The organism is Cupriavidus sp. 207A1 (genome assembly GCF_057798955.1).
The window spans coordinates 152,644-174,346 of sequence record NZ_JBYOJO010000004.1; the positions used below are offsets into that span (position 1 = coordinate 152,644).

The window sequence follows — 21,703 nt, forward strand, 5'->3', positions numbered from 1 at the left end:
CCGATGAATTTGCAATAAATCTCAGACGAATTATTAAAGTCATTTCGTCAGAAAAGCAAGACAACTTGCGGCGAGTTCGATAGACACCCCACCAAAGGGGACGGCGGCGGCAATGCTGTGACACCTGTCACATCCCCGTGCGCATGCCATCGGCTAGCCTTGCCTTTCGACAGGCACGCACCACCCGGTGCGCTTCTCAGGGCAAGCCGACATGCATGAGGTGGAATTCATCGAGTACGAGGGCCGGCGCTTCGTGCTGGTTCCCGAGCGGACGTGGAAGGACATCAGGGGCTGCATCCAGCGGCTGCTGGAGGAAGCGGGAAAGGATGCCGGTACCGCGACTTCGTTCTGCCCGCCGCTGCTGGTGCAGGCCGCGATTTCCGCCGGCAGCTCCGAGCTGCGCGCATGGCGCCGCTTTCGCGGCTTGCCGAGTTCTCAACTGGCCGAGCGCGTCGGTGTAACGCGCGCCTATATCTCGATGATCGAGACCGGCCGCCGCCGGCCCGCCGCCGACTTGCTGCGCCGGCTTGCGCGCGAACTCGAGATCCCGGTCTGCGCACTGGCAACGAGCCACGGCGCCGGGTAGCGCGTCACGCCAACGGCGCGTTGGCGTCGTTCTCCACCGCAAGCGTTTCGGCGCACCGATGCATGGCCTCTGCCTTTGCGCGTTTTTGTGGCCCCAGTCACTGATTCGACGTGCGCATTTTCGGATACTGCCCCCCGACGCGTTTTGCAGCGTGTCGCAGCCTGCACTGCCAATGTCGTTGACCTTGCAGGCTGCAACGGAAGCGAGATCCGGATTTCGTACTGGCCCGCGCCGCGGGATGGCAGGCCGAAGTCCAGATCGCTTGTTTTTATTCCCAGGAGAACACTATGGCAGCATCTGCCTACTACGATCAGGTACAGAAGGTCTACGTCGCCTACTACGGCCGCCCGGCCGATCCGACGGGCCTGGAGTTCTGGGCCACCAAGCTGGACGGTGTCGGTGGCAATCTGAACGCGATCATCGATGCCTTCGGCAATTCGGCCGAGTCGACTGCGCTGTATGGCGGCCAGACCCACGGCGAGAAGATCAACGCGATTTACCAGCAGATGTTCGGCCGTGACGCCGAACCGGCCGGCCTCGCCTTCTATACCGGCCTGCTCGCGGCAAACCCGCCCAAGGCCACCCTGGCCAGCATCGCGCTGGACATCGTCAACGGCGCGCAAGGCAGCGACAAGGTCGCCATCGATGCCAAGCTGGCCGCGGCCGAAGGCTTCACCACGGCCCTCAACACCACCACCGAAATCCTGAAGTACAGCGGCGACTGGGCCGCGCAGCAGGCGCGTGACTGGCTCAAGCCGGTCGACCAGGCTGGCGAGGGTGGCAACCCGCAAGCCGCGATCGACAAGATCGTCGCCGGCCCGGCACCGCAACCGGGCAGCAAGGTGCTGACCACCGCCATCGACACCATCACGCTGGGCGCCGCCGATACCGTGACCGGCGGCACCGAGACCCTGACCCAGGGCGACTCCATCACCGGCCCGGGCAAGGTCGTGCTGAGCCTGGCTGCCAAGCAGGATCTCTACTCCGGCACCACCATCGCCGGCGCCAGCAAGGTCACCATCCAGCCGACCGGCGATGTCGCCGTCACCACCAAGAACTGGACCGACATCCAGCAGGTCGTGGTCGAGAAGGTCAAGGGCGACGTGAGCCTGGAAGACCTGCAGGGCGCCGCCACGCAGTATGACCTCGTCGACGCGATCCAGGCCGAAGACAAGATCACGCTGAACTTCGACGGCCAGCAGATCCAGGGCAAGGAAGCCAACGTCTCGGTCAAGGAAGTCAACGCGACGGTCGAGATCAACACCGATGCCGGCTTCGACGTCGAGACCATCAACCTGACCATCAACGATGACAAGGCTGGCTTCGAGTCGAACCTGACCGACCTGATCGGCGACGGTACCAAGACGCTGAACATCAAGGGCGGCCAGGCCGGCCTGAACTTCGGCATCAAGGGCGCGCTGGACTCGACCCTGACCACCATCGACGCCTCGGGCGCACTGGCCAACCTGAACCTGAACATCTCGGAATCGGACCAGCAGGTCAACGTCAAGCTGGGCTCGGGCAACGACGTGCTGAACGTCGGCGACTCGCTGCGCACGGGTGACGTGATCGACGGCGGTGCCGGCGCCGACAAGGTCGTCGCCGTGTTCGATGCCAACGCCACGGTCGCCGAAGCCAACCGCGCGCCGACCATGAGCCGCGTCGAGACGCTGGACGCCACGTTCCTGAACGCGGTCCACCTGGACGGCACCAACATCAACGACCTGGCCACGATCAACCTGAAGGCCTCGACCGGCCGTGCCGACTTCAACAACTTCGACAGCACGCTGAAGACCCTGAACATCCAGGGCAACCTGGCGCAGGGCGTCGAAGTGGATTACGACGGCCAGGCGCTGACCACGCTCGATATCAACATCGAAGGCACCACCAGCGCAATCGGCAACGCCGGCAATCCGTCGGGCATCCGCGTCATCAACGCCGACAAGGTGGCGCTGAGCCACAACGGCAGCGAGAGCGTGGTGATTTCCCGCGGCCTGCAGGTGGACGACTCGTTCTCGGGCCGCTACACCACCGACCTGTCGATCACCAACAACTCCGCTGGCAACCTCACCATCGATGGCAACAACTTCACGGACAGCGTCATCCTTGATGGCGACACCGTGCAGCGCCTGAACATCAAGTCGACCGGCCTGGGCGACCTGTCGCTGGGCAACCAGTTCGAAAGCCTGATGGATGAAGCGACCAACCTGCAGCACCTGGTCGTGGAAGGCGCCACCGACAGCGACATCGAGATCGGCCGCGTGGGTGATGCCCGTGCCGCCGGCGACCTCGAAACCGTGAAGCTCAGCACCGGCATCAGCACCGAGTTCACCTCGTGGGGCATCGATGCCGCCGGCGCTGACAAGCGCGCCACCATCACCAGCATCGACATTGCTGCCGCGGCTTCGGGCCATATGCACCTGCTCGGCGGCTTCGAAGGCGGCGAATGGCTGCAGGCTGCATCCGTCAACCTGATGAAGGTCGACGTAGCTGCCGGCGCTTCGGTGAACGGTGACGCCAGCGGTACGGTGTGGGCGAATGGTCAAGGCTATGCCGGCCTCGACATCCCGGTCGGCTACTCCAGCCTGGTGCGCCTGGACCTGGACGAGCAGGCCGGCGCCGACAGCAAGCTGATCCTGTCGGGTTCCGGCGAGGTCACCGGCTTCGCGTTCGAGGACAACAACTTCGCCACCATCGACGCATCGGCCCTCAAGGGCAGCGGCGTGACGATCGTGATGGAAGATCCGTCCGACGCGGCAGCGTTCACCTTCATCGGCTCGGGCCAGCGTGATGTGGTCTACGCCTCGAACAGCGCCGATACGCTCAACGGTGGCGCCGGCGACGACACGCTGTTTGGTAACGGCGGTGCCGACGTGATCAACGGCGAAGCGGGCGACGACGAGCTGTTCGGCGGCGAAGGCAACGACACGCTCGACGGCGGCGCAGGCGATGACTTCATCGCCGGCGGCCTCCACGCCGACGTACTGACCGGCGGCGCGGGCGCGGATTCGTTCTACTTCAACTTCGACCAGAACCACCTGGCCGAGGCTGGCAAGTCGACGAACCCGGGCGCGGCGGCCAAGCAAGACGTCATCACCGACTTCAAGGTGGCCGAGGACACCATCCTGGTCGACGTGTCGAACCCGCTGGCCCAGGGCGACTACGCCATGTACGTGACGAACGCCCCGGGCGGCAACGGCCTGCCGGCATTCGCCTTCTACATCGGCGACGGCCTGGATCCGGTCAACGTCGTGATCCGCGTGGGCACGTACAACGAAGACGGCTCGTTCAACTACAACGCCAGCGGCACCGACCTGCAACTGCTGTTCAACACCGAAGGCGAGGCGTTCAACCCGCTCGACTTCACGCTGAACAACGGCGCCCAGGCCTTCGTACAGGCCGAGCACGAAGTCGCGCTGCTGGGCGCGGCGAACCAGCTGGGCAGCCTGTCGACGTCGGACCTGGTCTGGGTCTGATCGTTACCCGGTAGTTGTAGCTTGCAGTGGGAAAGGGCTGGCCGCGGGCCAGCCCTTTTTTCCAGTCGGATTGCCGCGCACTGGTCCCCATGCGTCCCGCGACCGTATGCGCCCGCTCGCCTTATCGTATGAATGTCCGCTTCATCATGCCCGATGCCGCTCCCGCGCAGCCCCCTTTCGTACTGGTCATGCGCGAAGACGACGGCGGATGGCACGTCCGGATGCTGACGGATGGCTTCGTCGTCTCGCTGACAGAGACTTTCTCCACCAGGCAGGAAGCTGTCGCCGCGGCGGCCGAAGCCTTCCCCAGCCTGCAAATCGATATCGGTGCGCCGCCGGCCAAGGCACACGGTCAAACGGACCCCTGAGACCCTGAGGCGCCCGCTTGCCGACGATGCGCCGGGCACCCATGGCAATCGTCAGGCCACAACCCCGCCATGCACCGGCGCACCGCCTTCGGGCACCTCCGCACTCAGAATCGTCCCCGTGGTGGATTCCGTCATCAGCAGCGTCTTGCCGTCAGCGCCGCCGAAGCACAGGTTGGTCAACGACGCGCCGACCGGCGTGCGGATGACTTCGACCGGCTCGGCGCGATGGTTCAGCACCCAGACATAGCCAAGCCCCGGATTGGCCACCAGCAGGAACCCGTCCGCGCGCATGGCGAGCCCGTCCGGACCGCTCGGTCCGTATGACGTGAAGAACCGGCCCACCTTGCTGACGGAGCCGTCGGCCTGCAGCGGCACGCGCCACACGCAGTTGCCCCGCGTCATGGCGACATACAGCACCTTCTCGTCGGGCGACAGCACCAGGCCATTCGGGCTCGGCGCATTGTTCAGCAGCACATCGAGCTTGCCCGCGGGCGACAGGCGGTAGACGCGGCCGGTGGGATCGTGCATGCCGGTCTGGCCCTGGTCCGTGAAGTACAGGTTGCCCGCCGAATCGAAGGTCAGGTCGTTGACACCGCGGAAGCGCTCTGAATTCCTGCGCTCAAGGAACGGCGTCACGGCACCTGCCTCCGGGTCCAGCCGCATCAGCCCGTTGCGGTAGTCGGTGATCAGGAAGTCGCCGCTGGCCAGGCGCTTCATGCCGTTCGGCTCGCCGTCGTACTCGGCCACCAGTTCCCAGCTGCCCTGCAGCGATATGCGGAACACGCGGCCATAGGGAATGTCGGTCACCCACAGGTGGCCTTCCGACCAGACCGGGCCTTCCAGGAATGACTCCGTGACCGCGCCGCCGCGATTGGCCAGCGACCACGCGTTGTCCCGATCCTGCCGCCGGAACGATTGCGGCAGGCGGGTAAGCACCGTGGCATCGCGCACGGTGGGTTGCTGAAGAAGGATCATCGTGGTTGCCAGTGCGATTACTGCTTTTCGATATTGGCCTTCTGCGCAACGGCCGCCCATTGCTCGGTTTCCCGCTGGATCAGCTGTGCAAACGCGCTGCTGTCCAGGCTGCCCGGCTGCGAGCCCATTTGCGCCAGGAACTGCTTCATGTCAGGCGACTGCAGGGCCTTCTGCACCTCTGCCTGCAGCCGGGCGATCACTTCCGCGGGCGTTCCCTTCGGTGCCGCCAGGCCTGACCAGTTGAACAGGCTGAATGTCGGCAGCCCGGCATCCGCGAAGGTCGGCACTTCCGGGAACACATCGAGCCGGCGCTTGCCGCTGATGGCAAGCAGGCGCATCTGGTTGCCCTTGACCGGCGCCAGCGCGGTCGGCGTGGACACCACCAGCAAGTCGACGCTGCCGCCCAGCAGGCCGACCATGGCTTCGCCGGCACCCTTGTACGGAACGTGCATCAGCCTGATGCCGGCGGCCTGCTGAAAGGCTTCCGCAGAAAAATGGGGCGAGCTGCCCGGACCGCCACTCCCGAATGTCACCTCGCCCGGATGCGCCTTGGCATATCGGATCAGCGACTCCAGGTCCTTGAAGCGCGAATCGGCCTTGACCCCGACCACCACCGGCGAGAACGCGAACGGGGCGATCGGCACCAGCGCGGTCTGGTGGTCCCAGTTCAGTTTCTTGAAGACGTAGGGCAGCGTGGTGTAGGAGTTGTCATTGGCCAGCAGCGTATAGCCGTCGGCCGGCGCCTTGACGACCAGCGTGGTGCCGATGGTGCCGGAAGCGCCCGGCTTGTTCTCGACCACGAAACTCTGGCCGGTCTGCTCGGTGAGCTTCTGCGCCACCTTGCGGGTCACCACGTCAACGGCGCCGCCCGGGGGATTCGGCACGACAATGCGCACGGGCTTGTCGGGGTAGGCCGCCAACGCCGGCGCCGCACTGGCGGTGGCGATCGCGGCGAGCACTGCAAACAGACCAAATTTGCGATGAATCATCGTTGTCTCCTGGCAGCGGCCGGTCCGACTGCCCGCCGGCCGCCATGCCTGTATTGTTTTGACCGGTGAAGCGTCGAAGCCTCGCCTAGACCGCCGCGGCAGAGCCCTGCAGCACGGCAAGCACGTTGTTCGCGGCGCCCACGCCCATGTTCACGTATGCGGCATCGCTGACGCCGCCGATATGCGGCGACAGGATGACGTTCGGGAGGTTCTGGAACGGATGCGGCACGGCCATCGGCTCGACGGCGAAGCTGTCGAGGCCCGCCGCGTAGAGCTTGCCGTCGAGCGCCTCGGCCAGCGCCGGCTCGTCGACCAGGCCACCGCGGGCGGTGTTGACCAGGATGGCGCCGTGCTTGAACAGGGCCAGCGTCTCGCGGTTGAGCATGCCGCGGTTTTCGTCGGTCAGCGGACAGTGCAGCGACACCACGTCCGCTGCCTGGTAGAGCTGCGGCAGCTCGCTGACCAGCGCGACGCCGGCGGGTGGTGTCTTCGCATAGGGATCGAAGGCGATCACGCGCATGCCCATGGCCACCCCGGTCACCGCGACGCGGCGGCCGATCTCGCCCAGGCCGACGATGCCCAGGGTGCGGCCATTGAGTTCGATGGTCTTGTGGATCGACTTGTCCCAGTGGCCCGCGCGCATGCGCGCGTTCAGCTGCGGCACCGACTTGGCACAGGCGAGGATCAGCGCCCAGGCGTGTTCGGCCACCGCGGCGGCATTGGCGCCGACCGCGGCCTTCACCGCGATGCCGCGCGCGGCCGCGGCCTTCTGGTCGATCACGTCGATGCCGCTGCCGTGCTTCGAGATCACCTTCAGGGCCGGCGCCGCATCCATGACTTCGGCCGTCACGCTGCCATAGCGCACGATGATGCCGACCGGGTTGTGCTGCCGCGCCAGCGCGACCAGCTCGTCGGTCTGCGGCTTCTTGCCCGCGAACACGATCTGGTAATCGCCAAGCAGCGCGAGCGCTTCCGGTGCCAGGTCCGCACCCGTGACGATAATGACGTCCTTGCTGGTCACAGGGCTTCTCCCTGCTTCAGGACGCCGGCCGTCACCAGCGATGCCAGCAGCCACGGCGCGGTGGTATTGCCCTCCTTGATCTGCGCGATGCGCATGGCTTCGGCCTCTTCCTTCTTCGCCGCGGCATCGAGCAGCGCCTCGATCTTGCCGCGCTCCACCACGACCAGTCCATCGGCATCGCCGCAGATATAGTCGCCCGGGTTCACCGTGACGCCGCCGACGGAAATCGGGTGGCCGATGCGGCCGCCGACTTCCTTGGTCGGGCCATTGGGATTGGTGCCCACCGAGAAAACCGGGAACTGCATGTCCTCCAGCTCGAGGCTGTCACGCACGGCGCCATCGATCACGACCCCGGCGATCCCCCGCTGCCTTGCGGCATGCATCATGATCGTTCCCATCAGCGCGGAGGTCTGGTCGCCCTTGCCGTCCACCACCAGCACATCGCCGGGCTGCGCCAGCGCCAGCGCGGCGTGGATCATGAGGTTGTCGCCGGGACGGACTTCCACGGTGAAGGCGGGGCCGGCGACCTTCATGGTCGGACGCAGGGCGCGGATGCGGCCATGCAGGGCGCCGCGGCGTCCGCCGACATCCGACAGGATCGCCGGCTGGAAGCGCGCGGCACGCTCGACCACGGCGGCGGGCACGCGTTCGAACGATTTGATGATGTTGGGCAAGCTCATGGAAAACTCCAGCAAGATGAGAGGGATAGGGTCGAAGTCGATCAGTCCAGCTTGGTGCCGGAGGCCTTGATGACCGCGGCCCAGCGGCCGATGTCCTGCCTGATCAGCGTGGCGAACGCTTCGGGCGTGCCGACCAGCACCGAGGCGCCTTGTTCGTTCAGCTTCCTGGCCAGCGCCTGGGACTGCAGCGCCTTGTTGAATTCCGCATTGAGCCGCACGACGATGTCCTTCGGGGTCGCGGCCGGCGCGACGAAGCCGAACCAGGTCGCCGTCTCGAAGCCGGGATAGCCGGACTCGGCCACGGTGGGAACCTGGGGCAGGTCGGGCAGGCGCTTCGCTGACGTCACGGCCAGCGGCCGCAGCTTGTTGTTCTTGATGTGGCCGAGCAGCGTCGGCACGGACGCCATGTACAGGTCCACCTGTCCGCCCATCAGGTCGTTGACCGCCTGTGCCGCGCCCTTGTACGGGACGTGGGTGAATTTGACTTTCGCGGTGCTTTGCAGCTGCTCGCCACCCAGGTGGGCAACGGTGCCGTTGCCCGGCGAGGCAAAGTTCAGCGATGCGGGCTTGGCCCGGGCGGCCTGGATCACGTCCTTCATGGTCTTGTAGGGCGAGTTGACGTGCGTCACCAGCACCAGCGGCGCGGAGGCGACCAGGCTGACCGGCGCCAGGTCCTTCAGCGGGTCATACGGCAGGTGTTCGTACAGCGAGGCGTTGATGGCCAGGTTGCTGGTCTGCCCCATGGCGATGGTGTAGCCATCGGCCGGCGCCTTGGCCGCCGCGTCGACGCCAAGGTTGCCGCCGGAGCCCGGCTTGTTTTCCACGACAAAGACCCAGCCGGTCGACTTCGCCACGGTATTGGTCACCTCGCGCGCGATGATGTCGGTGCCGCCGCCCGCCGGGAATGGCACGATCACGCGGATGGGCTTGGCGGGATATGGCGACGCGGCATGGACGCTGGCGGATGCCATCAGCAGGCTGGCAAGGGCCAGGAGGACGCGGCGGGATGTGGACTGCATGGATGTCTCCGAATCTGGTTTCGTTGTGCTTCGGATTGTGGTGCATCGTTTCACGGCATACAATGCCGTTTCACACCGTGCACCGCATTTCGTGCCATGAACCTCAAAAGTGATTCACACAACTCCCCATCCGCCGATGAGGGTTCCGGCGCCGTGATCGCCGTGACGCGCGCGTTGCGCGTGCTGGAAGCCTTCGGCGTCAACGACCCGCAGCTGTCGCTGGCCGAACTGAGCCGGCGCACCGGCATCCACAAGACCACGGTGCTGCGCCTGGCGCGCACGCTGGCGGCGGACAACTACCTGGTGCAGAAGGAGGACGGCAACTGGCGTCTCGGCCGCGCCGCCGGCTGGCTGGGCGCGTGCTACCAGGCCACCTTCAACGTGCAGGAAGTGGTCGAGCCGGTGCTGCGCGAACTGACCATCAAGACCGGTGAAAGCGCTTCGTTCTACGTGCGCGAGGGCCAGCAGCGAACCTGCCTGGTCCGTGTCGAAGGCCCCCAGGCCATTCGCCATCACGTCAGGATCGGCGCGGCGCTGCCGCTGGACAGCGGCTCGCCGGGGCGGGTGATCCTGGCTTTTTCTGGCGAACCAGGGGAGCTTTACGAGATGATCCGGCGCCGCGGCTTCCACCTGTCGCTCGGCGAACGCGAGCCCGAGGTCTCCAGCGTGTCGGCGCCGGTGTTCGGATTGCACTGGCGCCTGCTGGGCTCGATGTGCATTTCCGGGCCGACTTCCCGGCTTGGCGAAGCGCGGCTGCTGGAGCTGGCGCAGACCGTGGTCGACGCCGCGAACAAGCTTTCCTATGCGATGGCGGGCAGTCAGCGGCCCGCGCTGCCAGGCGACAGGCAGCCGGCAACCTGGCATCCCTGACTGGCCCGTCCCGCATTCCCGGCCGGCCACCGTGCCACCCCCCTGCGCGCCTTCCGCGGCCCATGCCATGTCATTGCGCGGGGCCGCCGGCATCCCGCGGCGCCAGCAACTTTTCCTGCATTTCAGCACGAATTCAGCAACAAATATCCCCGTTATCTGATTAACCTGCCGGCTCTTTTCCGTTTGCGTGCGCCGCAGACGCAAAAGTTCTCTGCCCCCGCCAGCCCCACAAGGGCTGGCGCGGCCATTCAGATCACACGGAGACAACGAACAATGAGTGCAAGCGCAGAACATCTGCAACGCGGCCTGGGCGAACGCCATATCCGGCTGATGGCGCTGGGATCGGCCATCGGCGTGGGCCTGTTCCTGGGCGCCGGCAATGCCATCAAGATGGCGGGCCCGGCAATCATGCTGGCCTACCTGATCGGCGGCGCGGTGATCTTCCTGATCATGCGCGCGCTGGGCGAGATGGCCGTGCACAACCCGGTGGCCGGCTCGTTCTGCCGCTACGCGCAGGACCACATGGGGCCGCTGGCGGGCTACCTGACCGGCTGGAACTACTGGTTCCTGTGGCTGGTGACCTGCGTGGCCGAGATCACCGCCGTGGCCATCTACATGGGCATGTGGTTCCCCGACGTGCCGCGCTGGATCTGGGCGCTGGCGGCGCTGGCGGCGATGGGCTCGGTCAACCTGATGGCGGTCAAGGCCTATGGCGAGTTCGAGTTCTGGTTCGCCATGATCAAGATCGTCACCATCGTGCTGATGCTGATCGGCGGCGGCGCGATGATCGTGTTCGGCTTCGGCAATGGCGGCGTCGCCACCGGCATCTCCAACCTGTGGGCGCACGGCGGCTTCATGCCGAACGGCGCCTCGGGCGTGCTGATGTCGCTGCAGATGGTGATGTTCGCCTACCTCGGCGTCGAGATGATCGGCCTGACCGCCGGCGAGGCGCGCAACCCGAAGAAGTCGATCCCCGATGCGATCAACTCGGTGTTCTGGCGCATCCTGATCTTCTACGTCGGCGCGCTGTTCGTGATCCTGGCGCTGTACCCGTGGAACGAGATCGGCGCGCAGGGCAGCCCGTTCGTGCTGACCTTCGAGCGCCTGGGCATCAAGACCGCCGCCGGCATCATCAACTTCGTGGTGCTGACCGCGGCGCTGTCGTCGTGCAACGGCGGCATCTTCAGCACCGGGCGCATGCTGTACAACCTGTCGCTGCAGGGCCAGGCGCCGGCGGCCTTCGCCAAGGTGGACCGCAACGGCGTGCCGCGCCGCGCGCTGCTGGTGTCGATCGCCGCGCTGCTGGCCGGCGTGCTGCTCAACTACCTGGTGCCGGAGAAGGTCTTCGTCTGGGTGACCGCGATCTCCACCTTCGGCGCGGTCTGGACCTGGGCCATCATCCTGGTCACGCAGATCCAGTTCCGGCGCTCGCTCGCGCCGGCCGCGCGCAAGGCGCTGGCGTTCCGCATGCCGTTCTGGCCGTATGGCTCGTATATCGCGCTGGCCTTCCTGGCGCTGGTGGTGGCGCTGATGGCCTACTTCCCCGATACGCGCGTGGCGCTGTACGTGGGGCCGGGCTGGCTGGTGCTGCTGACGATCTGCTACTACGCGCTCGACATGCGCTCGCGCGGTCCGGTGAGCTACCGCGCCTGAGCCAACGGCGGGTCCGCGCCCCACCGGCGGGCCCGCGCCCGCCGGCTGGCCATCGCCTAAAATGGCCCCCGAACCATGCCACCGCAGGGGGCCGCATGACCGAGACCACCGTGCCCGGCGCCGCCATGGCGCTGTCGCTGCTGTCGCTGGCGATCTGGGGCCTACTGCTGTTCGGGCGCGCCGGCTTCTGGCGCGTGCGCAAGCCACCGGCCGCGCCGGCGCCGGCGCATTGGCCGCAGGTAGTCGCCATCATCCCCGCGCGCGACGAGGCCGAGGTCATCGGCAGCGCGGTGGCGGCAGTGCTGGGCCAGCGCTACCCGGGCCCGCTGGCGCTGGTGGTGGTGGACGACCACAGCGCGGACGGCACCGCCGATATTGCCCGCGCCGCCGCGGCCGTCACCGCGCGGCCCCACTCGCTCACCGTCATCGGCGCGCGCGAATTGCCGGCCGGCTGGAGCGGCAAGGTCTGGGCGCAGTCCGAGGGCCTGGCCGCCGCCGACCGCATCGCGCCGCAGGCACGCTATGTCTGGCTGACCGATGCCGACATCCGCCACGGCCCGGGCGTGCTGGCCGGCCTGGTGGCGCGCGCCGAGGCGGAGCGGCGCGACCTGGTCTCGCTGATGGTGCGGCTGCGCTGCGTCTCGGCGTGGGAACGGCTGGTGGTGCCGGCCTTTGTCTTCTTCTTCGCCAAGCTCTACCCCTTTGCCCGCGTGCGCGATCCGCGCAGCCGCGTTGCCGCCGCGGCCGGCGGCTGCATGCTGGCGCGCCGTGCGGCGCTGGCGCGCATCGGCGGCTTTGCCGCGATCCGCGGCGAGCTGATCGACGACTGCAGCCTGGCCGCGCGCATCAAGCCCGGCGGCGCCATCCGGCTCGACCTGGCCGACGACAGCGTATCGCTGCGCCCCTATGACGACTGGCGCAGCCTGTGGGACATGATCGCGCGCAGCGCCTACACGCAGCTGCGCCATTCGCCGCTGTGGCTGGCGGGCGCGCTCGCCGGCATGGTGCTGACCTATTTGGTGCCGCCGGTGCTGGCGCTGGGCTGGCGGGTATGGCCGGCATGGCTGGCCTGGGCCGCGATGGCGCTGGCCTACCTGCCGATGCTGCGCGAGTACCGGCAGCCGTGGTGGCTGGCACCGCTGCTGCCGGTGACGGCGCTGTTCTACCTGGGCGCGACGCTCGACTCGGCGCGGCGCTACCGGCTGCGGCGCGGCGGCCAGTGGAAGGGCCGCAGCCAGGCCCCGTTGCGCCCCTGAGCCGGCGGCTCAGGGATGGCCCAGGTATCCGTGCGCGCGGAACCACGCCAGCGCGTCGCGCAGCCCCTCCTGGTACGGGCGCGGCTGATACCCCAGTTCCTTGCGCGCCTTGTCCGAGGTAAAGAACATCCGGTAGCGGGACATATTGAGTCCATCGACAGTCAGGAAGGGCTCCTTGCCGGTCAGCCGCGCCGCCGCTTCCGCGCCGTAGGCCAGCGGATACAGCGGCCAGCGCGGCAGCTGCAGGGTCGGGGGGCGCCGGCCGCACAGCTGGGCGATATCGCGCAGCATCTGCTGCAGCATCACGTCCTGCCCGCCCAGGATGTAGCGCTCGCCGGTGCGGCCGCGCTCCAGCGCCAGCAAATGCCCGTGGGCCACGTCGTCGACGTGGGCCAGGTTCAGCCCGGTATCGACAAAGGCCGGGATCTTGCCGGTGGCGGCCTCGACGATGATGCGGCCGGTCGGCGTGGGCCGCACGTCGCGCGGGCCGATGGGGGTGGACGGGTTGACGATGACCGCGGGCAGGCCGTGTTCGGCGATACATTGCTCGACCACGCGCTCGGCCAGGACCTTGCTGCGCTTGTAGGCGCCAATGGCTTCATGCGGGCGCATCGCCGCGGTCTCGTCCACCGGTGCCTGGGCGCCGGCGACGCGCAGCGTCGCCACGCTGCTGGTATAGACCACGCGCTCGACCCCGGCCCGCTGCGCGGCCTCCATCACCGCCAGCGTGCCGTCGACATTGGTGCGCACGATGTCTTCCGGGTCGCGCGCCCACAGCCGGTAGTCGGCGGCGACATGGAACAGGTAGCGCACGCCCTGCAGCGCCGCGGCCACCGCGGCGGCATCGCGCATGTCGCCCTGTGCCACGTTCACCGGCAGCCCCGCGAGGTTGGTGCGGGGGCTCTGCGGGCGCACCAGCACGCGCACGCGCCAGCCGCGCGCCAGCGCCTGGCGCGCCACCGCCGAGCCCAGGAAACCCGCTGCACCTGTCACCAGCACGTCATCGTTTTTGGTCATCAGCCCGTTTCCCCGTAAGGCGGCGTCGCCATGGCCGGCCCGGCGCCGGCCATGGCGGCGCCAGACAAAGCCGGCGTGTCGGGTATATAGTAACCACCGTGCGAGGAAAATGTGATCCGCGGCGGATCTCCGGTGGGTCTGGCTCGATACCGGCATCGTTTTCCGTTGCGCGATCCCAAACACTGAAACCCGTAGCAAAAGGGTCGGGGGCCTACTCCATGCAGGTGATTCTTGCTCAGCCCCGGGGCTTCTGTGCCGGCGTGGTGCGCGCGATCGAGATCGTCGACCGCGCCCTCGTCAAGCACGGTGCGCCGGTGTTCGTGCGGCATGAGATCGTGCATAACAAGCACGTCGTCCAGGGACTGAAGGACAAGGGCGCGCGTTTCGTCGAGGAACTGGACGAAGTGCCGGCCGGCGCGGTCACCATCTTCAGCGCGCACGGGGTCTCGCGCGAAGTCGTCGCCGATGCCCGCCAGCGCCAGCTGCATGCCATTGACGCCACCTGTCCGCTGGTAATCAAGGTCCACACCCAGGGCCGCCAGTACGCCGCCAGCGGCCGCACCGTGATCCTGATCGGCCATGCCGGCCACCCCGAGGTCGAAGGCACCATGGGCCAGATCCCCGGCAAGGTGATCCTGGTGCAGAACGAGGCCGACGTCGCCAAGCTAGACCTGCCCGACCACACCCCGGTCGCCTACGTCACCCAGACCACGCTGAGCGTGGACGACACCCGCAACATCATCGCCGCGCTCGGACGGCGCTTCAGCAACCTGGTCGGTCCCGACACGCGCGACATCTGCTACGCCACGCAGAACCGCCAGAGCGCGGTGCGCGACCTGTGCAAGCTGGCCGACGTGATCCTGGTGATCGGCGCGACCAACAGTTCCAACTCCAACCGCCTGCGCGAGATCGGCACCGAAAGCGGCGTGCCCAGCTACCTGATCGCCGAAGGCAGCGAGCTGGACCCGGCCTGGGTGCGCGACGCCAACGTGGTCGGCATCACCGCGGGCGCCTCGGCCCCCGAGGCCATGGTCGAAGACGTGATCGCGGCGCTGCGCCGGCTGGGCCCGGTGGAGGTCACCACCATGGCCGGGCGCGAAGAGCATGCCGAGTTCCGGCTGCCGGCCGAACTGGCCGACGTGAAGCCACCGGCGGCATCGGCGGAGGCCGGCACGGACACCGCGCCCGACTGCAGCGATGCCGCCAACGAGAACATTGCAGGCTGAACCAACCAGAGGAAGCTGTCGTGGCCATTCCGCTCCTGCAGGTTGCCCGCGTGGGCGCCTATATCGTCGGCAAGCACCTGTCGCGGCAGAAACGCTATCCGCTCGCGCTGATGCTCGAACCGCTGTTCCGCTGCAACCTGGCGTGCTCGGGCTGCGGCAAGATCGACTACCCCGATCCCATCCTGAACCAGCGCCTGTCGGTGCAGCAATGCCTCGAGGCAGTGGACGAGTGCGGCGCCCCGGTGGTGTCCATCGCCGGGGGCGAGCCGCTGCTGCACAAGGACATGCCGCGGATCGTGCAAGGCATCATCCGGCGGCGCAAGTTCGTCTACCTGTGCACCAATGCGCTGCTGATGGAAAAGAAGCTGGACCAGTACCAGCCCAGCCCGTATTTCATCTGGTCGGTGCACCTGGACGGCGACCGCGAGATGCACGACCGCTCGGTGTGCCAGGAAGGCGTGTACGACCGCTGCGTCGAGGCGATCCGCGCGGCCAAGGCGCGCGGCTTCCGCGTCAATATCAATTGCACGCTGTTCAACGACGCGCAGCCCGAGCGCGTGGCCAGCTTCTTCGATTCGGTCAAGGCGCTGGGCGTCGATGGCATCACCGTGTCGCCGGGCTATGCCTATGAGCGCGCGCCGGACCAGCAGCACTTCCTGAACCGCGGCAAGACCCGCCAGCTGTTCCGCGACATCCTCGGCCGCGGCCGCGCGGGCAAGAACTGGGCGTTCAGCCAGTCGACGCTGTTCCTGGACTTCCTCGCCGGCAACCAGACCTACCACTGCACCCCGTGGGGCAACCCGGCGCGCACGGTATTCGGCTGGCAGCGGCCGTGCTACCTGGTGGGCGAAGGCTATGCCGCGACCTTCCGCGAACTGATGGAAGAGACCGACTGGGACGCCTACGGCACCGGCAACTACGAGAAATGCGCCGACTGCATGGTGCACAGCGGCTATGAAGCCACCGCCGTGGCCGACACCTTTGCCCATCCGCTCAAGGCGCTCGGCGTCAGCCTGCGCGGCGTGCGCACCAGCGGCCCGATGGCGCCGGACATTGCGCTGGACCGGCAGCGGCCGGCCGAATACGTGTTCTCGCGCCACGTCGAGATCAAGCTCGAGGAAATCCAGCGCGCCCGGCCGCCCGCGCAGCAGCCGCGGCCGGCCGAGGCGCCTGCCAGCGCCGCCACGCACTGAAGCCATTGCCATGGCCGCCGGACTTGCCAGCATCCTGCCCGGCGCAGCGCTGGTCTGCGTGGCGGCTGGCTATGCACTGGCCGCGGCCTGGCTGTCGCGACGCAAGCCTGCGCCACGCGGCGCCATGGCCGCCACGCCGGTCAGCGTGCTCAAGCCGCTGTGCGGCGCCGAACCCCGTCTCTACGCCAACCTGGCCAGCTTCTGCCGGCAGCGGCATCCGTGCTTCCAGCTGGTGTTCGGCGTACGTGCCGCGGACGATCCCGCGATCGCGGTGGTGCAGCGGCTGCGGCGCGACTTCCCGGACTGCGACATCGCACTGGTGATCGATCCGCGGGTGCACGGCAGCAACCTCAAGGTCAGCAACCTGGTCAACCTGTCCGGCGCGGCCCGGCACGATGCGCTGGTCATCGCCGACAGCGACGTCGCGGTGGCGCCGGACTACCTGGCCCGCGTGACGGCGCCGCTGGCGGATGCCGGCGTCGGCGTGGTCACCTGCCTGTACCGTGGCCATGCCATCGGCGGCTTCTGGTCGCGCCTGGGCGCGCAGTTCATCGACGACTGGTTCGTGCCGGCGGTGCGCATCGCCCACGCGGGCGGCTCGCGGCGCTTTGCCTTCGGCGCGACCATCGCGCTGCGCCGCGATGCGCTGGCGGCGATCGGCGGTTTCGAGGCCTTGCGCGACCGGCTGGCGGACGATTTCTGGCTGGGCGAGCTGACGCGGCGACTGGGCTTGCGCACGGTGCTGTCGGAGGTGATGGTGTCGACCGATATCACCGAAGACAGCTTTACGCTGCTGTGGCGGCATGAGTTGCGCTGGATGCGCACGATCGCCTCGCTGAACCCGGCGGGCTATGCGTTCAGCTTCGTCACGTTCACCTGGCCGATGCTGGCGTTGGGCGTGTGGCTGGCGCCGCTGCCGCTGGTGATCGCCGCGGCGGCCGTCGGCATGATGGCGCGCAGCGTGCTGGCGGGTGGCGTCGCGGGGGCACTGCGGGCGCCGTTGCGCGATGGCTTGTTGCTGGCGTGCTGGGCGCTGGCGTTGGCTGGCAAGCGGGTGTGGTGGGGGGAGCAGGTGCTGTCGGTCCACGACAGGCACCACTCCGGGCGAGCGCCGGCCCTCTCCCCCGCCCCTCTCCCGCAAGCGGGAGAGGGGCGAAAACCGACGAAGCCCGTCCCTGACACCCAACCTTTCACCGGCATCCATACCAAGAGGCCGTTATGAAAAAAACCCTTTTTCTGCAGGCCCCGTCCTTCGACGGCTTCGATGGCGGCGCCGGTTCGCGCTACCAGGCCAAGCGAGAGATCAAGTCGTTCTGGTATCCCACGTGGCTGGCACAGCCGGCCGCACTGGTGCCCGGCAGCCGCGTGCTCGATGCCCCGGCCGACGGCCTGACCGCGCAGCAGACGCTGGAGATCGCCGCGGACTATGAACTGGTGATCATCCACACCAGCACGCCGTCGTTCCCCACCGACGCAAAATTCGCCGAGGCGCTCAAGCAGCGCCATCCCGGCGTGATGATCGGCATGGTCGGCGCCAAGCCCGCGGTCGATCCCGGCGGCACGCTGGGCGCGAGCGACGCCATCGACTTCGTCTGCCGCGAGGAATTCGACTACACCTGCCAGGACGTGGCCGCGGGCAAACCGCTCAAGGAAATTCTCGGGCTGTCCTATCGCCTGCCGGACGGCTCGCTCGAACACAACGGCCAGCGGCCGATGATCGAGGACATGGACGCGCTGCCGTTCGTGGCGCCGGTCTACCAGCGCGACCTCAAGATCGAGAACTACTTCATCGGCTATCTGAAGCATCCTTACGTGTCGATCTACACCGGCCGCGGCTGCCGTTCGCGCTGCACCTTCTGCCTGTGGCCGCAGACCGTGGGCGGGCATCGCTACCGCACGCGCTCGGCCGCAAGCGTGATCGCCGAGGTGAAATGGATCAAGGAGAACATGCCCGAGGTCAGGGAGATCATGTTCGACGACGACACCTTCACCGACTTCAAGCCGCGCGTGGAAGAAATCGCGCGCGGGCTGGGCCAGCTGGGCGTGACGTGGTCGTGCAACGCCAAGGCCAACGTGCCGTACAGCACGCTCAAGGTCATGAAGGAAAACGGGCTGCGCCTGCTGCTGGTGGGCTATGAGTCCGGCGACGACCAGATCCTGCTGAACATCAAGAAGGGCCTGCGCACCGACATCGCGCGCCGCTTCACCGAAGATTGCCGCAAGCTCGGCATCCAGATCCACGGCACCTTCATCCTGGGCCTGCCGGGCGAAACCCGCGAGACCATCGAGAAGACCATCGAGTACGCCAAGGAAATCAACCCGCACACCATCCAGGTCTCGCTGGCCGCGCCCTACCCCGGCACCACGCTGTACCGCCAGGCGGTGGAGAACGGCTGGCTCGAGGAGAACAAGGTCATCAACCTGGTCAACGACCAGGGCGTGCAGCTGGCGGCGATCAGCTACCCGCACTTGTCGAAGGAGGACATCTACCACGGCGTCGAGACCTTCTACAAGCGCTTCTACTTCCGCCCCGGCAAGATCTGGGAAATCGTGCGCGAGATGCTCGGCAGCTGGGACATGATGAAGCGGCGCCTGCGCGAAGGCGTGGAGTTCTTCCGCTTCCTGCGCTCGCACGAGGCCTGATCCTGGCCCGGGCCCTTTCCGGTGCGGCAACCGGTGCGGCACCCGCTGCCGCACATCGCGCGCTGATCGTCACCGCCGACGACTTCGGGCTGCACCCGGCCGTCAACGAAGCGGTCGAGCTGGCCCATCGCGACGGCGTGCTCAACGCCGCCAGCCTGATGGTGGGCGCGCCCGCGGTGGCGGATGCGGTGGCGCGCGCGCGCCGGCTGCCGGCGTTGCGCGTGGGCCTGCACGTGGTGCTGGCCGATGGCCCGGCCACGCTGCCGCGCGCGCGCATCCCGGCGCTGGCCGATGCGCACGGCCGCTTCGGCTCGGCCATGGCGCTGGACGGGTGCCGCTTCTTCTTCCTGCCCGCGGTGCGCCGCCAGCTTGCCGCGGAAATCCGCGCGCAGTTCGAGGCCTTTGCCGCCACCGGCCTGGCGCTGGACCACGTCAATGCGCACAAGCACTTCCACCTGCATCCGACCGTGCTGTCGCTGATCCTGTCGATCGGACGCGACTACGGGCTGCGCGCGATGCGGCTGCCGCGCGAGGCGGGCGCACCCTGGCTGCTGCGCCCGTGGCTGGCGTTGCTGCGCCGCCGGCTGGACCGCGCCGGCATTGCGCACAATGACTACGTGGTCGGCATCGCGCGCAGCGGCCAGATGGACGAGGCCGCGCTGCTGCAGGCGCTGGCGCAACTGCCCGCCGGCGTGGGCGAGATCTACCTGCATCCGGCGGTGGTGTCCGGCGCGGCCATCGCCCCGTCGATGCACGGCTACCGCCATGCCGACGAGCTGGCCGCGCTGCTGTCGCCGCGCGTGCGCGCGGCGCTGGAGCAGGCTGCCCACCGGCGCGGCGGCTTTGCCGATGTGCTTGGCGGCAGGACGTTGCGCTGACGATTACCGATGAAACGCCTGGCCTACCTGACCGGACTGCTCGGGCTGCTGGCGCTGACCGCGCTGGTGATCCACCAGGGCGCCGGCGATATCGCCGCCGTGATGGCCCGGGGCGGCTGGCCGCTGCTGTTGCTGGTGCCGCTGCACGCGCTGCCGCTGCTGCTCGACGCGCAGGGCTGGCGCGTGCTGCTGACCTCCGCCGATCCCGACGAACGAGCCGGCGTCGGCTTCCTGTGGTGGGTCGCCGCGGTGCGCGAGGCGGTGGGCCGCCTGCTGCCCACCGTGGGCGTGGGCGGCGAACTGGTCGGCATCCGCCTGACGCGTCTGCGCATCCGCGATACCACAGCCGTGACCGCCAGCGTGGTGGTCGAAGTGATGCTGACGATGTTCTCGCAGTACCTGTTCGCCGCCATCGGCGTGCTGATGCTGGTGGCCGCGCTGCGGCAGAGCGCCAGTGCGTGGATCATCCTGGCCGGCTTGCTGCTGTCGCTGCCGGTGCCGGTGCTGTTCGCGCTGTCGCTGCGCCACGCCGCCTTGTTCGAGAAACTGGAAGGCGCGGCGCGCCGGCTGTTCGGCGCCGACCACCGCATCGTCGCGCTGATCGACGGGGCGCGCCTGGACGCGCATATCCGCGCGCTCAACCGGCGCCACCGCGAACTGGCAAAGGCCTTGTGCTGGCAACTGGCCGGACTGGTCAGCGGCACGCTGGAGATCTGGCTGGCGCTATGGCTGCTGGGACATCCGGTGCCGCTCTGGCAGGCGCTGGCGATCGAGTCGCTGACGCAGGCCGCGCGCCACGTGGCCTTCTTCGTGCCGGCCGGGCTGGGCGTGCAGGAAGCGGCGGTGATGCTGCTGGGCCAGGTGCTGGGGATGAGCGCGGAGGTGGCGCTGGCGCTGGCGCTGGTCAAGCGCGCGCGCGAGATCCTGTTCGGGGTGCCGGCGCTGCTGTCATGGCAATGGGTGGAACTGCGCCGCTGGCGGCGCGCACGGGCCGCGCCCGGGCGCGGGCACCCCTAGCGCGGCCGCGGCGGGCGCCCGCTCAGGTCTCCGACGCCTGGCGCGCGTTGTGCGTGGTCAGGTGCTTCACCAGCCCGTCGATGCCGTTGCGCGCGACGATATCGGCAAACTGCTTGCGGTACACCTCGATCAGCCATGCCCCCATCATGTTGATGTCATAGATCTTCCAGCCGGTCGCGGTGCGCTGCAGGCGGTAGTCGATCTGCATCTCGTCGGCATTGTTGATCACGCGCGTCTGCACCACCACGTCGGTGGCGCCGCTGGCGGCTTTGGCCGGCTGGTAGCGGAACTTGACGTTCTGCTCGCGCAGTTGCGCCAGCGAGACCGCATAGCTGCGCACCAGCAGGGTCTGGAACTGCTCGTACAGCTGTTGCTGCTGCTCCGGCGTGGCCGTGCGCCAGGCGCTGCCCAGCGCCAGCCGCGTGGTGCGCTGGAAATCGGTGTAGGGCAGGAATTGCTGCTGCACGACCGCGGTGATCTTGCCGAGATCGCCGGCGCGGGTCTGCGGCTCCGACTGGATGGTGCCGATCACGCCCTCCACCGCCGCCTGCACCAGCCGCTCGGGGCTGGCGCGCAGGTCGCCGGGCTGGACTGCCTGGGCGTGCACGACGGATGCCATGGCCATCGCCGCAAGCGGCGCCACGGAAAGCAAACGGTGAATCGTCATGGATGCAAGAGCGGGGAAATGACGGAAGTCGGTGCGGCGGTGGCGCCGCGCCATACGACGCCCCGGCCGGCACCGGCTGACAGTGTATAGCGTATCGGCCCGCATCGCGGCCGCGGGGGGGGGGGGGGGGGGGGGGGGGGCGCCCCCCCCCCCCCAGCGCACCGAGGGG

19 protein-coding genes are annotated in these 21,703 nt (G+C 68.0%); 12 read left to right on the plus strand and 7 right to left on the minus strand.

Translation table 11 applies throughout. The annotated features are described in order from the left end of the window. The first annotated feature begins 211 nt into the window (after positions 1-211). From AC3FMM_RS08800 to AC3FMM_RS08810, 3 genes are all read left to right on the plus strand, one after another. Positions 212-586: a helix-turn-helix domain-containing protein gene (locus AC3FMM_RS08800; protein ID WP_115713878.1), complete on the plus strand. Its 375-nt coding sequence runs from the start codon at positions 212-214 to the stop codon at positions 584-586. A gap of 287 nt (positions 587-873) precedes the next feature. Further along, entirely contained in the window at positions 874-4,062 is a 3,189-nt protein-coding gene (locus AC3FMM_RS08805) for a hypothetical protein (RefSeq protein ID WP_488686452.1), read from the plus strand. Between the two features lie 128 nt (positions 4,063-4,190). Beyond that, entirely contained in the window at positions 4,191-4,430 is a 240-nt protein-coding gene (locus tag AC3FMM_RS08810) for a hypothetical protein (protein ID WP_115713880.1), read from the plus strand. Between the two features lie 51 nt (positions 4,431-4,481). Here AC3FMM_RS08810 and AC3FMM_RS08815 read toward each other — a convergent pair whose 3' ends face one another. From AC3FMM_RS08815 to AC3FMM_RS08835, 5 genes are all read right to left on the minus strand, one after another. Further along, positions 4,482-5,405 (minus strand): SMP-30/gluconolactonase/LRE family protein, encoded by a 924-nt coding sequence (locus tag AC3FMM_RS08815; protein ID WP_414248595.1) that lies wholly within the window; start codon positions 5,403-5,405, stop codon positions 4,482-4,484. A 17-nt stretch (positions 5,406-5,422) separates the two neighbouring features. Beyond that, a complete protein-coding gene (locus tag AC3FMM_RS08820) occupies positions 5,423-6,394 on the minus strand; it encodes a Bug family tripartite tricarboxylate transporter substrate binding protein (RefSeq protein WP_488686453.1) in 972 nt (323 codons plus the stop codon). An 85-nt stretch (positions 6,395-6,479) separates the two neighbouring features. Beyond that, positions 6,480-7,415 (minus strand): hydroxyacid dehydrogenase, encoded by a 936-nt coding sequence (locus AC3FMM_RS08825; RefSeq protein ID WP_414248594.1) that lies wholly within the window; start codon positions 7,413-7,415, stop codon positions 6,480-6,482. Continuing rightward, positions 7,412-8,095: an RraA family protein gene (locus AC3FMM_RS08830; protein ID WP_115683607.1), complete on the minus strand. Its 684-nt coding sequence runs from the start codon at positions 8,093-8,095 to the stop codon at positions 7,412-7,414. Before AC3FMM_RS08830 ends, AC3FMM_RS08825 begins: the two co-directional genes overlap by 4 nt. Before the next feature lie 41 nt (positions 8,096-8,136). Beyond that, positions 8,137-9,114: a Bug family tripartite tricarboxylate transporter substrate binding protein gene (locus AC3FMM_RS08835; protein ID WP_115713884.1), complete on the minus strand. Its 978-nt coding sequence runs from the start codon at positions 9,112-9,114 to the stop codon at positions 8,137-8,139. Positions 9,115-9,210: 96 nt separating this feature from the next. On the opposite strand from AC3FMM_RS08835, the gene AC3FMM_RS08840 reads away from it, so the two are divergent. From AC3FMM_RS08840 to AC3FMM_RS08850, 3 genes are all read left to right on the plus strand, one after another. Beyond that, complete coding sequence (locus AC3FMM_RS08840; RefSeq protein ID WP_115713885.1) at positions 9,211-9,984, plus strand: IclR family transcriptional regulator; 774 nt, start codon at positions 9,211-9,213, stop codon at positions 9,982-9,984. Positions 9,985-10,257: 273 nt separating this feature from the next. After that, positions 10,258-11,637: an amino acid permease gene (locus AC3FMM_RS08845; protein ID WP_115713886.1), complete on the plus strand. Its 1,380-nt coding sequence runs from the start codon at positions 10,258-10,260 to the stop codon at positions 11,635-11,637. Positions 11,638-11,732: 95 nt separating this feature from the next. Beyond that, positions 11,733-12,893, plus strand: coding sequence for a glycosyltransferase (locus AC3FMM_RS08850; protein WP_240991366.1), 1,161 nt, complete (start codon positions 11,733-11,735; stop codon positions 12,891-12,893). A 9-nt stretch (positions 12,894-12,902) separates the two neighbouring features. Here AC3FMM_RS08850 and hpnA read toward each other — a convergent pair whose 3' ends face one another. Beyond that, the gene (hpnA, locus tag AC3FMM_RS08855; RefSeq protein WP_488686454.1) at positions 12,903-13,910 is read right to left on the minus strand and encodes a hopanoid-associated sugar epimerase; all 1,008 of its coding nucleotides are present in this window, start codon (positions 13,908-13,910) and stop codon (positions 12,903-12,905) included. Between the two features lie 218 nt (positions 13,911-14,128). Here hpnA and ispH point away from each other — a divergent pair, with 218 nt between their 5' ends. The 6 genes from ispH to AC3FMM_RS08885 all read left to right on the plus strand — a co-directional run bounded on the left by ispH (position 14,129) and on the right by AC3FMM_RS08885 (position 20,867). Next, positions 14,129-15,136 (plus strand): 4-hydroxy-3-methylbut-2-enyl diphosphate reductase, encoded by a 1,008-nt coding sequence (gene ispH / locus AC3FMM_RS08860; RefSeq protein WP_488686455.1) that lies wholly within the window; start codon positions 14,129-14,131, stop codon positions 15,134-15,136. A 20-nt stretch (positions 15,137-15,156) separates the two neighbouring features. Continuing rightward, positions 15,157-16,329 carry an adenosyl-hopene transferase HpnH gene (hpnH, locus tag AC3FMM_RS08865; RefSeq protein WP_488686456.1) on the plus strand — a complete coding sequence of 391 codons (1,173 nt, stop codon included), beginning with the start codon at positions 15,157-15,159 and terminating at the stop codon, positions 16,327-16,329. 10 nt (positions 16,330-16,339) lie between these two features. Continuing rightward, complete coding sequence (gene hpnI, locus AC3FMM_RS08870) at positions 16,340-17,551, plus strand: bacteriohopanetetrol glucosamine biosynthesis glycosyltransferase HpnI (protein WP_414248592.1); 1,212 nt, start codon at positions 16,340-16,342, stop codon at positions 17,549-17,551. After that, the gene (hpnJ, locus tag AC3FMM_RS08875) at positions 17,548-18,972 is read left to right on the plus strand and encodes a hopanoid biosynthesis associated radical SAM protein HpnJ (RefSeq protein ID WP_326346450.1); all 1,425 of its coding nucleotides are present in this window, start codon (positions 17,548-17,550) and stop codon (positions 18,970-18,972) included. Before hpnI ends, hpnJ begins: the two co-directional genes overlap by 4 nt. A 62-nt stretch (positions 18,973-19,034) precedes the next feature. Beyond that, positions 19,035-19,850: a hopanoid biosynthesis-associated protein HpnK gene (hpnK, locus tag AC3FMM_RS08880; RefSeq protein WP_473704682.1), complete on the plus strand. Its 816-nt coding sequence runs from the start codon at positions 19,035-19,037 to the stop codon at positions 19,848-19,850. Positions 19,851-19,859: 9 nt separating this feature from the next. Then, complete coding sequence (locus AC3FMM_RS08885; protein ID WP_115713892.1) at positions 19,860-20,867, plus strand: lysylphosphatidylglycerol synthase domain-containing protein; 1,008 nt, start codon at positions 19,860-19,862, stop codon at positions 20,865-20,867. 22 nt (positions 20,868-20,889) lie between these two features. Here AC3FMM_RS08885 and AC3FMM_RS08890 read toward each other — a convergent pair whose 3' ends face one another. After that, positions 20,890-21,534: an MlaC/ttg2D family ABC transporter substrate-binding protein gene (locus AC3FMM_RS08890; protein ID WP_116313998.1), complete on the minus strand. Its 645-nt coding sequence runs from the start codon at positions 21,532-21,534 to the stop codon at positions 20,890-20,892. Between the last annotated feature and the right edge of the window lie 169 nt (positions 21,535-21,703).